This window comes from Pseudomonas sp. lyk4-R2A-10, from assembly GCF_030209075.1.
Lineage (GTDB): Bacteria > Pseudomonadota > Gammaproteobacteria > Pseudomonadales > Pseudomonadaceae > Aquipseudomonas > Aquipseudomonas glycinae.
Genome location: NZ_JARVSR010000010.1, coordinates 521,779 through 536,843, shown reverse-complemented (window position 1 = coordinate 536,843; position 15,065 = coordinate 521,779). Strand labels below are relative to the sequence as shown.

General features: G+C 62.0%; 8 protein-coding genes. All 8 read right to left on the bottom strand.

The genetic code is table 11. The features are described from left to right. Positions 1-96: 96 nt before the first annotated feature. Positions 97-1,785: a polyurethane esterase gene (locus QRN46_RS15870; protein ID WP_011334098.1), complete on the bottom strand. Its 1,689-nt coding sequence runs from the start codon at positions 1,783-1,785 to the stop codon at positions 97-99. A gap of 57 nt (positions 1,786-1,842) precedes the next feature. Further along, complete coding sequence (locus QRN46_RS15865) at positions 1,843-4,929, bottom strand: autotransporter serine protease (protein ID WP_285355788.1); 3,087 nt, start codon at positions 4,927-4,929, stop codon at positions 1,843-1,845. Positions 4,930-5,006: 77 nt separating this feature from the next. Continuing rightward, positions 5,007-7,958: an autotransporter serine peptidase EprS gene (gene eprS, locus QRN46_RS15860; protein ID WP_285355786.1), complete on the bottom strand. Its 2,952-nt coding sequence runs from the start codon at positions 7,956-7,958 to the stop codon at positions 5,007-5,009. 56 nt (positions 7,959-8,014) lie between these two features. Continuing rightward, positions 8,015-9,382 (bottom strand): TolC family outer membrane protein, encoded by a 1,368-nt coding sequence (locus QRN46_RS15855; protein WP_041475268.1) that lies wholly within the window; start codon positions 9,380-9,382, stop codon positions 8,015-8,017. Positions 9,383-9,384: 2 nt separating this feature from the next. Then, entirely contained in the window at positions 9,385-10,734 is a 1,350-nt protein-coding gene (locus QRN46_RS15850; protein WP_011334094.1) for an HlyD family type I secretion periplasmic adaptor subunit, read from the bottom strand. Further along, complete coding sequence (locus QRN46_RS15845; protein WP_011334093.1) at positions 10,731-12,518, bottom strand: type I secretion system permease/ATPase; 1,788 nt, start codon at positions 12,516-12,518, stop codon at positions 10,731-10,733. Before QRN46_RS15845 ends, QRN46_RS15850 begins: the two co-directional genes overlap by 4 nt. A gap of 204 nt (positions 12,519-12,722) precedes the next feature. Further along, a complete protein-coding gene (locus QRN46_RS15840; protein WP_181457859.1) occupies positions 12,723-13,151 on the bottom strand; it encodes an AprI/Inh family metalloprotease inhibitor in 429 nt (142 codons plus the stop codon). Between the two features lie 92 nt (positions 13,152-13,243). Beyond that, positions 13,244-14,704, bottom strand: coding sequence for a serralysin family metalloprotease (locus tag QRN46_RS15835; protein WP_011334091.1), 1,461 nt, complete (start codon positions 14,702-14,704; stop codon positions 13,244-13,246). Positions 14,705-15,065 lie beyond the last annotated feature (361 nt).

Below are 15,065 nucleotides of genomic sequence, written 5' to 3'. Positions count from 1 at the left end.
GTTGCCTCTCTTTTTGTTGGAATTGTTCAGAGATAGCTCACAACCAGAACGCCCCTCCCGAGGCGCCCCGGAGCATTTCAGTACAACTTTCGTTTGTCAGGCGAAGACGAAACTCGAATCCGACAGGTTAGCCACACCGACCCCGATCAGCGTCACGGCAAAGTCGCCAATCTTCAGCACGGTATCGCTTCCGGACTGCGACGCGTGTTGCTTGTAGTCGTAGCCCTGCCCCGCGCCTTCGACGCCCATGAACACCAGTTTGTCGCTGCCCTGGTAGCCATTGATCGCGTCAAAACCGAAGGCGCCGCTGAACAGGAAGGTGTTGTTGCCACCCACCGCGCTCATCACGTCATTGCCGGCACCGCCGACGAAGGTCACGTGGGCCTTGTCGCTTTGCAGGTGATCGTTACCGCCCAGGCCGAACAGCCAGTCGCCGTCGGCGGTGGCTTTGAGGGTGTCGCCCATGGCGCCGCCGCTGAGCGAATGGTTGTACTGGGTCAGTTCGGCACCGTTGGCCAGGCCTTTGGCGGTGACGGTCCAGGTGATTTCCTTGCTGCCCCACCACGAACCCGACTCCTTGCTCACTAGCGCGCCGATGTCGCGGGTCATGCTGATGCCGCCGTAGGCGTCACGCACGTACAGCGTGCCGTCGCCGTCGTTGGCGAAGCTGAAGTTCTGCAACGGCTTTTGCAGCTCGAAGGTATTGTGGCCCTGGCCACCGAGCAGGATGTTGAAACCGCCGTCATCACGGAAACGGTCATCGCCGCCCAGGCCTTCGAGGAAGTCGTTGCCCGCCCCGCCCTTGAGCCAGTCGCCGCTGTCGGTGCCGATGATGAACGTGCTGCCGGTGTGCGGCTCGCCGCTGCGGCCCAGATCCTCGACCCAGGTCTTGCCCCGCGACGCGTCCTCAAGGTTGGAGACGATGATCGTCGAGTCCTTGTGCGTCAGGCCGTAGAACTTCGACGCGATCACCCGATTCAGGCCGTCGGCATACCCCAGCGAGCTGTGGGCCGACCAGTTCAGCGGGTTGGCGATGCTGAACGGCACCAGATTCTGCGCGGTGGACGCGTAGTTGTCGTTGAAGTTGACGATGTTGTCAGTGGTCGAATCGTGCGGTTTGTCGTGCTTGCCCATCGACGCGGTACTGAACGTGGTGCCGTCGAGCACGCGGAACACCGGGTCGTTTTCGTAGCCGATGTTCAGCACGTTCGTGCCGGTGCTGCTCTGGGTCGGCGAGGCGAACGAAATGTAGTTGGCGTCCTTGAAAAACCCGCCCCAGTTGCTCGCGCTCAACTCCGCCACGCTGTTGACCCCGAGACCGCCGAGGCTGTGGCCGCTGACAAGTACGTCCTTGGCCGCAATGCCGTGGGCGACAGCGAACGCGGCCACCGATTTGAGCAGGTTGTCGAAGGCGTTTTTCGCGTACTGAGTGGCGTAGTCCGACGGGCCAATGGCAGCCAGCAGGTTGTTTTTCATGTCGCCGAAGGTGTCGCTGTAACCCAGCCCGCCGGTGCCGCGGAAGGCCACGCCGATGCCGATCAGCTTACCCGCGGCGTCGTACTTGCCGAGCACTTCGGCTTCGGCGCTGGTGAAGCCGTCCTTCTCGCCGAAGAACGTGCCCTGCACCCCGACCTTGCCCTGATAGCCCAGCGCCGTGGCGCCGATCGGCTTCCAGCCAGTGCCGGGCAAGGCCTGCCCGGTCGGCGTGTAGGCATACAGCGTCAGGGCGATGGCATCGCTGTACAGCGCTTTGCCGTCGGCATTTTTGTAATCGAACAGTCCCATGTTGTGCTCTCTCTTCCTTTTAAAAACGGCAGTTCTCGAAAGAACTGCCGTTACCCCTTAGAACTGCCAGTCCAGCGTCAAGCCCACACCGTGGTCCTTTTCGTTGGAACCGATCAGCCCGTTGTAGTCCAGGTTGACCCGGACATCGCGATTGAGCGCCAGCCCGGCGCGCACGCCGACCACCGCTGCATCTCGATCCATCGACACACTTTGCACGGTGAATGCACTATTGCCATTGGCGAACGCCAGGTGACTGTCAGAATCCACGCTGCTCAGATTGTGCTGCCAGCCCAGGCTTGCGCCCAGTTCCAGCTGGTGTTTCTCCGACAGGGCAAACGTGCGTTTGGCCCGCACACCGAGGGTCGACAACACCACATCGCGGTTGTCTTCACCGCCCTTCAGCGCGGCGGCATCACCCTTCTCGGTGAAGCTGTCGCTGTTGAGGTGCACGTAGGCCAGATTGGCGAACGGCTCCAGGTTCATCGGTTGCAGGCCCAGGTCGTAGGCCGCTTCGGTGAACAGTTGCGCGGTGGTCGCATCGCGCTTGGTTTTCTGTTTGCCGCTGACGCCACCGAACTGCAGGTCGCGTTTGACGTCGATGCGATGCCAGCTGTAAGCCGCACCGGCGGTCAGACGCAGTGCATCTATCTGATGCCCCAGGTAGGCGCCCAGGTGATAGCTGTCGATCGAGGCGGACGAATGCGTCCCCTCGCCCATGCTCAACGAGCTGTCGCTATAACCGGTAACGAAACCCAGACGGGTATCTTCAGCGATCAAGCCGTCGACCCCGGCCAGCAGGCCGCCGATGGAACTGGTGGAATCGGCGTATTTCGACCCGCCATCGCTCTTGCCCCAGGCGCCCAACACTTTGAGCCAGGCGTTGCTGCGGTCATCGGTCGGCGCGCCGGCATCGAACAGATCGCGCTCACGCAGACGCTCGCCCACGGCATCGCGCAGGTAGCGGCTGTCGTTGATCAGCAGCGTGCCGATGGCCGGGTGAATCTCGCCGGACAGTTGCTGGAAGGCATCCTGCGCAGCGGCGGCCGACGGCGACAGCAACAGGGTTTCGAACAACGCATTGCCGGCGCCGAGACGTTCGGCAGCAGTGCCGACCGCGCGCTGGTTCGGGGTCAGGCCGACACTGGCGAACGAGGCGCCATTACGGCCGACGTCCAGTTGCACACCGCTTGCCGAGTACGCCAGGGTGCCGCCGAGGAACGCGTAGTCGGGCAGCACTTGGCCGAACTGCCCTTCAATGCCGCCCGCTGCCTGCAAGATGTTGAACTGGGTGCCGAGCAAGCTTTTCACTTCGCCCGTGGTCAGCAGCGTCGGGCTGTTTTCCAGCGACAGGGTCACGGTTGCGCCTTCGATCAGCGCTTTGCCGCCGGCGACGATCCGGTCGCTGCTGGTCGGGGACACTTCCACCGCATAGGTCGAACCCGGTGCGAAGGTCACGTCACCGGCCACATTCAAGGTGCCGATGGAGTTGCCCGGTGCCACGGTACCGCCGCGGTTGGCGGTCAGCGCCGCGATCCGGCCGTTACCGCCGAGGATGCCACCGTCATTGACTGTCACCGCCGATTGCAGCGAGCCATTGATTGCCAGTCGCCCCTGATTGACCAGGGTCGGGCCGCTGTAGGTGTTGTTACCGGTCAGCACCAGGGTGCCGATGCCCTGCTTGGTCAAACCGCCATGGCCGGAAATGTCGTTGCGCCAGGTGTCGAGCCCGCAGGTGATGTCGTTGCACACGCGCTCGGTGGGTTTTCCCGCATCGATGATCGCACCGATGCCAGGTAGATCGGCCACGAACTGGCCGGAGCCGTAGGCGCCCTGGATGCGGAACTCTTCGGGAATGTCCTGCTCGGTGACGAACATCGCCGGGCCGTCGATGCCCTTGCGCAGGTTGATCATGCCCCAGCCGTACAGGGCGTCGATGCCCGGTGCGCCGAGGTCGGTGGCAGAGGTGCGCAACACGCTGGCGACCTGATCGCCGGTCATGTACGGGAAGCGCTCCATCAGTACTGCCATGGAGCCGGCCACGTGCGGTGCGGCCATCGAGGTGCCGTTGTAGTTCTTGTAACCCGTGGTCAGGTTGTCGGCGTTGGTGCCTTCGATGATCGAACTGAAGATTTTCGTGCCCGGTGCCGAGACGCAGAAACTCGCGGTGTAGCCGCAGCGCGAAGAGAACGTACTCATGATGTACGGATTGGCGCTGGCCAGATCCGGGTTCTTTTGCAGGGCGGCAACGGTGATCCAGTTCGGCGCGATGTCCGGGACGAAGTAACCGAGGCCGGCGATGGCATCCGGGTTGTTCAGGTTGTAGTCGTTACCCGCCGCGAAGATCGTCACGATCCCGCTACGTGCAGCGGCGATTGCGCCATCGTAGGCGCCGCCGGGTTTGGTGCCCAGCAGTGTGCGGATTTCGTTGAACTGCAATTGCGCGTCGTTGACGGTGAAGTGCGGGTACGCAGGGTCACGGCCGCCGAGGTCAAAACGGTCGGTGATGCCGATGCCCCAGCTGTTGTTGATGATCCGCGCGCCGCTGGCGATCAGCGCATCCCAGCCGGCCTTGTACACCGCGCCGTCGTTGCCGCGCACGATGCCGTCTTCCGGGCCTGGGTCGCCGTTGTCGGCGCTGATGATCTGCGCGCCGAACGCCACGCCGTGCATCGGCCCGCCGTCACGACTGCCGGCGGCGATACCGCCAACGTGAGTGCCGTGGGCGCCGAGCTTGCCGTCGGAACCGACCGAGGGCGAACCGTCATAACGGAATGCGTCCCCGGCTTTGACCGGGATGTACGGGTCGGTGTATTCGCGGATCCCCGAAGTCACCAGGGTGATGACCTTGTTGCTGCCGGAAAACTCCGGGTGCGCGGCGTAGACCGGCTGGTCGAAGATCCCGAGCTTCACGCCCTTGCCGGTGTAACCGGCGGCGTAGGCGTGATCCGCACCGATGGCGCCCAGGCCCCAGTCAGCCTGGAATTCGGCGCTGCGCCAACTGCCCGGATCTCCTGCCCGGCCGCTTTCCACGTAGGGCGCCGCGTGCGCGCTGCCCCAGGTGGCCATCGCGCAGAGCAAGGCGACGTTGAGAGTTTTCAGGCGAAAGCCTCCACCCGATTGCGCGGGGGTATTGTTGTTTTTCATCCAGCGACCTTCCTTAGTGATGTTGCGAAAAATCCGTCTATTGAGGTGTTCCCACGCGAGAGCGTGGGAACGATCAGTCAGAACTGCCAGTTCAGGCTCAGGCCCACGCCGTGCTGCTTCTCGCGGCTGGCCAGTTGTCCGGTGTAATCGAGGTTCACCCGCACGTCGCGGGCCAGTGCCAGACTGGCCTGCACGCCGACCAGCGCAGCGTCGCGCACCAGTGGCGAGCTTTCGACTGTGTACGGCGCGCTGCCGCTGGCGAAACGCAAATGCTGTTCGGAGTCGATGTCGGTCAGGCTGTGCTGCCAGCCCAGGTGTCCGCTCACTTCCAGCTTCTGTGCGGACGGCAGGTCGAAGGTCTTGATCGCCCGCGCGCCGAGGGTGCTCAACACCGCGTCGCGCTGGTCGTCACCACTTTTCAGCGCGGCGGCGTCGCCCTTCTCGGTGAAACCGTCGGTGTCGAGGTGCACGTAGGCCAGGTTGGCGAACGGCTCCAGAGCCAGTGGTTGCAGGTTCAGTCGATAAGCCGCTTCGCCGAACACCTGGGTGGTGGCGGCATCGACTTTGGCTTTCTGCTTGGCGCTGACGTTGCCATACTGCAAATCGCGTTTCACATCGGCGCGATGCCAGCTGTAGGCCGCGCCGGTGCTCAGGCGCCAGGCACCAATCTCGTGACCGGCGTAGGCGCCGAGGTGATAGCTGTCGACCTTGGCCGAGGAATGCGTGCCTGACCCCATGCTCAGCGAGCTGTCGCTGTAACCGGTGACCAGACCGATGCGGGTCTGCTCGTCGACCGCGCCGTCGACACCGGCCAGCAAGCCACCGATGGAGGTGCTGTAACCGGCGGTGTCGTGGCGCGAGTCGGTTGTGCCCCAGGCGCCGAGGGCCTTGATCCAGCCATTGCTTTGCGTGGCTTGGGCGTCATGCAGGCGTTCGCCGATGGCATCGCGCAGTTGCCGGCTGTCGTTGATCAGCACCGAGCCGAGGGCCGGGTAGATTTCACCGTTCAACTGTTGAAAGGCTTGTTGCGCATCACTGGCGGTGGCCGACAACAGCAGGCTTTCGTAAACCGAACTGCCCACGCCCAGACCTTCGACGGCAGTGGCCACGGAGCGCTGATTCGGGGTCTGGCCGACGCTGGCGAGGGATGTTGCGTTGCGCTCGACATTGAGACCAATGCCGTTGTCGCTGTAGGCCAGGCTGCCACCGATGAACAGATAATCCGGCAGCACCGCACCGAACCGGCCCTGAATGCCGCCTGCCGCTTGCAGAATGTCGTACTGCTGGCCGAGCAGACTTCTGGCCTCGGTGGTGCTGAGCAACGTCGGGCTGTTTTCCAGCGACAGGCTCACGGTGGCGCCGTTGATGGAGGCGGTACCGCCGGCGACGATGCGGTCGCTGCTGGTGGGAGACAACTCCACGGCGTAGGTCGAGCCCGACGCGAAGGTCACGTCACCGGCGACATTCAAGGTGCCGATGGAATTGCCCGGCGCCACGCGGCCGCCGCTGTTGGCGGTCAGTGCGCCGATCCGTCCGGAGCCGCCGAGGGTACCACCGTCATTGACGGTCACGGTCGAGGTCAGCGAACCGTTCACCGTCAGCAGACCGCCATTGACCGTGGTCGGCCCGCGATAAGTGTTTTCACCGGTCAAAATCAGTCGACCGTCACCGGACTTGATCAGACTGCCTTGATAAACCCGACCGGCCGCCGCTGCATCGCGAGCCATGCCCACGGCGTAATCGGTCTGATCCTGCTGGCTGGCACCGGCCGGCACGCCGTTCTGCCAGCCCCTGTTCTGCAGGGTTTGCTGCCAGGCGTTGTGCTCGGCAAGGTCTTCGCTCTGGCGCTGGATCAGTGCTTTGTCGCTGATGTCATTGCTCCAGACATCGCTCTGTCCGGCCGCCAGATGGGCGTCGAACGCCCCGAGCAACTGCCCCGGCCCGCGCATCGCCCGGTACAGGTTGGCCACGCCCCAGCCGACTCGCTCGGTCGGCGCGTCGGTCACCGAGCCGTCGAGTTGAGTGGCGGTGGTCAGCAGCACTTCGAGAGCCTGCTGGTTGTTCATGTACGGATAGCGCTCCATCACCAACGCCAGTGCGCCGGTGGCGTGCGGGGCGGCCATCGAGGTGCCGGATTTGATCGCGTAACCGCCGTCGGGAATGGTGCTGTCGATCTTCGCCCCGGGCGTGGTGATGCACCAGTATTTGGCGATGCCGCACTGGTTGTACTTCTGCTGATTGCTTTGGTCGAGTCCGGAAACCGCCAGCCAATGGCCTTCCAGATCCGGCTGGAAGTACGGCAGCGCCGAACGCACGCTGGCATTCGGGTAGCCGCTGTTGCCGGCGCTGAACACGTTGATCACGCCACGACGGGAGACCTCCGCCGCCGCATCCAGCCAGGTGCCTTTGTTCCAGTGCTGGGCGTACGCGGCGTGCAGATCCGCGAGGGTTCGGTAGCTGACATCCGGCGGCTGGCTGCCCCAGCTGTTGTTGATCGCTCGCACACCGGCATCGGCCAGGGCGTCGTACACCGCTTTGAAGTAGCGCGGGTCAGGATTGGGGCCGAACAGGAAACTGTCGTTCTTGTTGGTGTTGCCGACGTAGATCTGCGCGTTGTACGCGACACCATGCATGCCGGTGCCATCGCGAGACGCGCCCATGGTGCCGACCACGTGGGTGCCGTGGGAATCGTTGTTCGGGTTGAGGGTGCCATTGACGTTGAACAGCGAGCCGTCGATGTAACTGCCGCTGGCCAGTACCGGGTGATAACGGTCATGGGCGAACTCGGGATGGGCGGCGTCGAAACCGGAGTCCAGCGCGCCGATTTTCACGCCTTTGCCGGTGATGCCGGCGGCATAGGCCTGATCGGCCTGCATCCGGTCCAGGCCCCAGTCCCGCAGAAATTCAGCGCTGCGCCAACTGGCGGGATCGCCGGGTTTGCCGGTTTCGAGGTATTGGGCCTGAGCCTGGGTTGCAGAAATCACAAGCAGCAGGGTGCCGACCGAAATCGGCTTGATGCGTACGTCCATGTTCACCACTCTTTTTGTTGTTTTGGGTCGAAGCTTTTTGCGTTGAAGCTACGGTGTTATTGCATCCGTGGACCCTGTCCGAACGCCTCATCCACCCGCGCCAAATCCTGTTCGCTCAAGGTGCCCGCGTAGTAATGCAATTTGGTCCAAGCCATAAGGTAGTCGTAGCGGGCCTGGGCCAGATCACGGCGGGTGGTAAACAGCTGTTGTTCGGCGTTCAGGGCGTCGAGGTTGGTGCGCTCGCCGCCGAGAATGCTCTGTTTGGTCGACACCACCAGCGCTTCGGCCGAGGCCAGGGCCTTTTGATAGGCGCGCAATTTATTGACCCCGGACAGGCACGCACTGAACTGCCGGCGCAATTCGATCAGCGTCTCGCGGGTCTTGCCGTCCAGTTCGTATTCGGCCTGTTCCATGGTGCGGCTGGCCTGACGGGTCGAAGCCGACACGCCGCCACCGGCATACAACGGCACGCTGACTTCGAAACCGATGGTGTTGGTTTCGTAACGCTGGTTGTAGGTGTTGCCGCTTTCCGACTCGTTCTGGCGCATCGTGGCGTAAGCGCTGACTTTCGGCAGGTGCCCGGCGCGGTTGCGCTCGACTTCGTACCGCGCCACTTCAACCGCCTGACGCTGGGACGCAAGGTTCGGGTTATTGCTGACCGCCAGCTCGTGCCAGGTGTCGTAGTTGGCCGGCATCAAGGCAAAGGTCTGGAAGTTCTGATCCAACGGGGCCAGGTCACTGATGTCCATCGCCGGCACGCCTACCAATGCGCCCAGCTCCCGTAGCGCGGCATCCTGCTCGTCGCGGGCCTCGATTTCCTCGGCGGTCGCCAGTTCGTAACGCGACTCGGCTTCAAGGATGTCCGTACGAGTACCCTCGCCCTGCTTGAACATGTGCTCGTTCTGCTGGAACTGCTGCTCGTACGCTTTCTTCTTGGCCTGCGCGATGTCGATCTGATCCTGGGCAAACAAGGCCTTGGTGTAGTTATCCAGTACTCGAACCAGAAGCTCCTGGCTCTTGCCGCGAAAGTTTTCGTCGGCAAACAGTGACTGGGCCACGCCCTTGCGATAGGCCGCGTAGGCTTCGTAGTCGAGCAACGGTTGTTGCAGGGTCAGGCTCGAGCCGTAGCTGTTGTAATTACGCTCATCGGTGCGATTGCGCGCGCGTTCGTCGAGGGACGTGGCCTTCGACGAGTTGCGACCCTTGTTGTAGTTGTAACCCAGTTTCGGCAACAGGCCGGCGCGGCCGATGGCGCGGTTTTCAAGGCCGGCGTCGCGCTCCTTGATCGCGCCGAGGAACACCGGGTCATTGCGCAACGCCTGTTCGTAGATCTCGAACGGCCCCATGGCCGCCACTGCACTGTTGCCCGCAAGCAGCGCGAGCGCTGCAGCCAGCATGGAAAGCTTATTCATACAGCCGAACATCCTTATTCTTCGGTCAACGCGGAACCGGCGCGGTCGAGCAGCGGCTTGAACAGGTAGTTGAGGAGTGAACGTTCGCCAGTGCGCACGAACATTTCCGCCGGCATGCCGGGTTTGATCACCAGGCCATTGAGCTTTTCCATGGCCTGATCGCTGACGCTGCTGCGCAACACGTAGTACGGCACGCCGGTTTTCTCGTCGACCATCTGGTCGGCGGAAATCAGGCTGACTTCGCCGGGCACCCGTGGCGTCTTGCTCTGGTTGAAGGCGGTGAACAGGATGTCGACCGGCAAGTGCGTGCCGACCTTGTCGATCAGGTTGATCGGCAGGTGGCCTTCGACTTCCAGGCGCGTGCCTTGCGGGACGATTTCCAGCAGGGTTTCGCCCTGACGCACCACGGCGCCTTCGGTGTGTACGCCGAGGTTGACTGCCACGCCGTCGGCGGTGGCAAGGATTTCGCTGTGTTGCAGGTCGAAACCGGCGGAGGTGAGTTGCTCCGACAGCGTGACGCTTTTCAGTTGCGCGTCGGCCAGTTGAGTGCGGACTTCCTTCTGGTACTCCTCGCCGTGCTGTTGCAGCTTCAGGCGGGACTCGAGAATGCCCTGCTCTACCCGGCCACTTTCGCCCGTGTTCTCGGCCAGTTGCTGCTGAACCTGCGACAGCTGACGCTGGTATTCCATCAAGCGGTTGCGCGGGATGTAGCCGTTGTCGGCCAGCGGTTGCAGATTGCTCAACTGCTGTTGCAGCGAGTCGGCCTGCGCGTTGAGGTCAGTACGGGCGCGGCGCATGCCCGCCAGTTGCGCAGTGGCACCTTCGATGCTGGCACGCAGGGCGGCCTGCTCGCGGGAAAACGCTTCACGGCGGCTGCTGAACAGTTGCCGCTGGCCTTCCAGCACCAGCGCCAGGCGCGGATCGGCGTTATCGCTCAGTTCTGCCGGAAAGGTCACTTGCTTGAGGTTGTCACGCTCGGCCTGCCAGCGCGCCAGGCTGGCCCAGGCCATGCGGTATTGCGCCTGCAACGACTGCACGTCGGCGGCGACCTGAGTCTGGTCGAGGCGGAACAGCGGCTGGCCCTGCTTCACGATTTCGCCTTCGCGCACCAGAATCCGGCTGACCACGCCGCTGCTCATCGACTGCACGGCCTTGCGCTTGCCCGACACCACCACCGTGCCTTGCACCGGAATGCCTTGATCCAGCGGCGCCAATGCCGCCCAGGTAAAGAAACTGCCGGCACCGACCAGCGCCAGAATCCAGCCCATGCGGGCGAAGAACTTCGCATCGCGCTCCGGGCGTTCGGTGATGTAGTCGTTTTCCATCGTGGCTTCGTTTTGCGTGTTCATGCTCGCGCTGCTCATACACCCGAATTCCTTGTCGTCGGCTGATACTGGCGGCTCATGCTGAGCCCGGCCGGTGCTTGCGCAGGTTTTTCATTTTGTTGTGGCTGGTTGCCGGGCTGATTGCCGGACAGTGCCTTGAGCACATCGTGGCTCGGGCCGAAGGCTTGCAGGCGACCGTCGTTGAGCACCAGCAGCTTGTCGGCCTGGGCCAGCACCGAAGAACGGTGGGTCACCAGCACTACAGTCGTGCCTTGGGCCTTGAGCTGCACGATCGCGCTGGACAGCGCGGCTTCGCCGACGGTGTCGAGGTTGGAGTTAGGTTCATCCAGCACCACCAGGCTCGGGTTGCCGTACAACGCACGGGCCAGTGCCACGCGCTGTTTCTGGCCGCCGGACAAACCGCTGCCGTCCTCGCCCAATTGCGTGTCGTAGCCTTGCGGCATGCGCAGGATCAGTTCGTGCACGCCGGCCTGTTGCGCGGCAGCCACGACCTTTTGCGGATCGGCTTCACTGAAGCGGGCGATGTTCTCGGCGATGCTGCCGCTGAACAGTTCGATGTCCTGCGGCAGGTAGCCGATGTACGGGCCGAGCTGATCGCGGTTCCAACGGTGGATGTCGGCGCCGTCCAGACGCACCGTGCCGCCAAGGGCCGGCCATACGCCGACCAACACACGTGCCAGGGTCGATTTGCCGGAGCCGGAAGCTCCGAGCACGCCGAGCACTTCACCGGCCGCCAGGTTGAAGTTGACCATATGCAAGGTCGCGGCACGCTGACCCGGAGGGCCGGCGCTGACTTGTTCAAAGGTGATCTGGCCTTTCGGCGCCGGCAGCGCCATGGCGTCATCGCTCGGCGGGAAGGCTTGCAGCAACGCATCGAGGCGACGGTAAGCCAGCTTCGCCCCGCTCCACTGCTTCCACACGGCAATCAACTGATCGATCGGGCTCAGCACCCGGCCCATCAGGATGGAGCCGGCGATCATCATCCCGGCGGTCATGTCGCCCTTGATCACCAGCAGTGCGCCGAGGCCCAACACCAACGATTGCAGGCATAGACGCAGGGTCTTGCTCAGCGAGCTGATCACCGCGCCGGTGTCGCTGGCCTGATTTTGCAGGCCGAGAAAGCGCGAATGCACCTGGAACCAACGCTTGCGCAAGGCGCCGAGCATGCCCATGGCTTGAATGGTTTCGGCGTTGTGCAGGTGGCTGGTGGCCAATTGGCTGGATTTCTGCGAGAAGCCGGCGGCTTCGCCCAGTGGCTTCTTGGTCATGTATTCGTTCAGGCATGCCAGCGCGATCAGCAGCAGCGCTCCCGCCGTGGCCAGCACGCCGAGCCAGACGTTGAACAGGTAAATCACGAACAGATAAACCGGAAACCACGGTGCATCGAAGAATGCGAACAGCGCAGGCCCGGTGACGAATTGGCGAATGTGGGTCAGGTCACCCAGGGACTGCCCGGCGTTACCCTCGCCCTTGAACAGGTTGCGCTCGAACGCCGCCTGATAGACCCGCAGATTGAAACGGCGCTCGAGCTGGCTGCCGATGCGGATCACGATAAAGCTGCGCACCACCTCCAGCAGACCAATGAAGGCGAAGAAACCGACGACCATCAGCGACAGCATCGCCAGGGTGGTTTCGTTTTGCGAAGACAGCACCCGGTCGTAGACCTGAAGCATATATATGGAGGGCACCAGCATCAGCACGTTAATCAGTGCGGTAAAGCATCCGACGCTGATCAGAATGCTTTTATAGTCACCTAATGCCTTGAATAAGGGAGCGGTGGCTGGGGCCTTCGCCATCTTCATTGATTATTCCTGAAATGATATTTCCCGCCCTGCTTGGCGAGAATTCAATTAATTGTCCGCATGGCGTGCGGGACATCCACCGCCAGTACCTACTTACACTTCAACAACAACTTCGGCGATTAAAACCGGACTGCAAGTTATTGCACTGTCGCTTATAACTGTAACGGGGCGCTTTATATTTAAACGGTCAGTCGGTTCCGGTCATTACGGCTGCTGCGAGGAACGCTTGAGTGTAATCACCAGGCCCGACTTCAAAGTGCTCAGATAAAGCCCGTCACGTTGTCGGCTGAAAAACTGGATTCTTGAGCCTTCCTTGCCGGTGATCGACAGACCGTCCGGATCGGGAAACCAGCCGATGGCGGCGTCCTGCAACCACGCGCTCAGGCAATCGGCGCCCTTGCCCAAGGTCTGGTTCGCCTCGAGGTCGATCTGGCAGGTGTTCGACGGCTTGTCTTGCAGGGCTTGCGCTTCGGGGCTGTCACTGCGGGCGCTCAGGGTCGCCTGCCACTGCCCGGCAAATACCGATGGGTCTTCGAGTCTGAGGCTGCTTGCCATGGTTGTTTCTCCAGAAATCATCATCAGCATCGGCAACAGATACGCCGCCGCTTTGCGGGTAATAGCGAATTGGATCATAGGAAATTTCACTCCGGCACGTAGCCTTGCTTACCGGCCATGGCGATGCAAGTGAAGAAAGCGGCGCATCACGCGCCGCTTCCCGTGTTACATCACGCCACGATGTCGCTGGTGGCTGCCTGGCCAACGGTGCTGACCTGGAAATCAGCCACGCCGTGTCCGGAGAAGTCCACCGACAACAGGCTGTTGCCGCCCGATGACGTCAGAACCGCGTCACCCGCTGCGCCGGTGAAGGCACTGACGAAGTGCAGGCCTGCACCGTTGGTGATGCCGGTCAGGTCGATTTTGTCCAGACCGCTGACGAAATCGAGGATCTGATCGATCGCACCCGGTTTGGAGTCGGAGCTGGCCGCGAACACAAAGGTGTCCGAACCCGCGCCGCCCCACAGCTTGTCAGCACCGCCTGCGCCCCAGATGATGTCGTTGCCGGCACCGCCCTTGAGCTCGTTGGCCGCGCTGTTGCCGATCAGCAGGTCGTTGCCCGAACCGCCGATGGCGTTCTCGATGGTGACGCCCTTGGCGATGGACACGTTGCCCACCAGGCCGCCAACGTCGGAGAACGAGGCTTCATTGAGGTTGATCTTCTGGTTCTGGGTGAAACCCGAGAAGTCGAAGGTGTCCTTGCCGCCCGCATCCCATACCGAGAACACCAGCTTGTCGGCCGACGACGAGGCGCTGAGGAAATCGCGACCGGCGTTGGAGTTGAAGCCGTAGGTGGTGTCACCGGTACGGGTGGTCAGGTTGGCGCCGTAGAGCTTCTGGATCGCCGCGATGTCATCCATCAGCGGGCCGGAGGAATAAGCTTCCACGCCACCCTTGCTGAAGTTCTGACTGGTGTTGCTTTCGCTCCAGTAGCTCATGACGCTGTAGCCGCGGGTGTCTTGCCCGTAGGTGGCGTCGTTGTAGGTCGGGTTGCCGTTGCCGGCGTTGTAGTCGCCCGGGTGCGCCAGGCCAAGGGTGTGGCCGATTTCGTGGGTCAGGGTCTGACGACCGTAGTTGTTCAGATCCGGGTTTTTGTTTTGCGTGTAGCCACTGTTGATCAGGTACCACGACGTGCCGTCGTAACCGGCGCCGGTGCCTGGCAGATAAGCGAACGCTGCCGCGCCGTCCTGGCCGCCGCTGTAGTTGCCGAAGGTCATGTGGCCGTCACCGCCCGAGGCTTTCTCGGTGAAGGTCACATTGGCCACATCGGCCCAGGATTGCATGGCGAGCACGGCCTGGGCTTTTTGTTGGGTACTGAACTGACTGAACCCGCTGATCCCGTGTTTGTACATCGTGCTGGACGATGCCGAAGTCAGGAACGTGTAGGTGAGTTCGATCTTGCCGCTGCCATCCTTGTCCTGGTAGGCAGCGCCGTCGCGCAGCAACTGGGTGGCGGCCTGGTCGACGGAAAAGGAGGGTTTGCCATTGACCGTGAGGTTGCCGCCACGATCGTACTGATGGCTGAAGCTGTTGATCTGGTTGAACGCCGAGCTCGACGCAGCCAGGGGAGCCGCGTTCAGCTGGAAAGCCTGCTCGGCGGTATCAACAGCATTAGCTTTTACTTTCGACATAAACACACTTCCTTGTTTAGCAATGGAACAGTTTTTGTCCGATAGCGACAACCTCTGGCGAGATTGTCCTATCACTCGCCCAATGAAGGCGTAAGAAACCTGACACAATTTGAAATCTGTCGTCTAGCGTTTTTTCGAGATCAAATTGAACTGTTCCGGGAAACTCCCGTAAACAAAGCGCGTGCCGCCGAAAGAATGTTGTAAGTTTGGTGAGCCTGCCTAATTGTCTGACGATTTCTTATTTAAATATTAAATATCGGTAAGTTGTTTTTTGTTAGCAACGTCTCACTTTGCTGCACTTTATCAGTGCGATGCCAGTGTATTGATATCAAGTAATTCCGACAGAACATAATCAGGCGAA

What these genes read in the sequence shown, in the direction of transcription:
- QRN46_RS15870 (WP_011334098.1), bottom strand. Translation starts at nt 1,785, where the DNA reads ATGGGACTGTTCGATTACAAAAATGCCGACGGCAAAGCGCTGTACAGC.
- QRN46_RS15865 (WP_285355788.1), bottom strand. Translation starts at nt 4,929, where the DNA reads ATGAAAAACAACAATACCCCCGCGCAATCGGGTGGAGGCTTTCGCCTG.
- eprS (WP_285355786.1), bottom strand. Translation starts at nt 7,958, where the DNA reads ATGGACGTACGCATCAAGCCGATTTCGGTCGGCACCCTGCTGCTTGTG.
- QRN46_RS15855 (WP_041475268.1), bottom strand. Translation starts at nt 9,382, where the DNA reads ATGTTCGGCTGTATGAATAAGCTTTCCATGCTGGCTGCAGCGCTCGCG.
- QRN46_RS15850 (WP_011334094.1), bottom strand. Translation starts at nt 10,734, where the DNA reads ATGAGCAGCGCGAGCATGAACACGCAAAACGAAGCCACGATGGAAAAC.
- QRN46_RS15845 (WP_011334093.1), bottom strand. Translation starts at nt 12,518, where the DNA reads ATGAAGATGGCGAAGGCCCCAGCCACCGCTCCCTTATTCAAGGCATTA.
- QRN46_RS15840 (WP_181457859.1), bottom strand. Translation starts at nt 13,151, where the DNA reads ATGATCCAATTCGCTATTACCCGCAAAGCGGCGGCGTATCTGTTGCCG.
- QRN46_RS15835 (WP_011334091.1), bottom strand. Translation starts at nt 14,704, where the DNA reads ATGTCGAAAGTAAAAGCTAATGCTGTTGATACCGCCGAGCAGGCTTTC.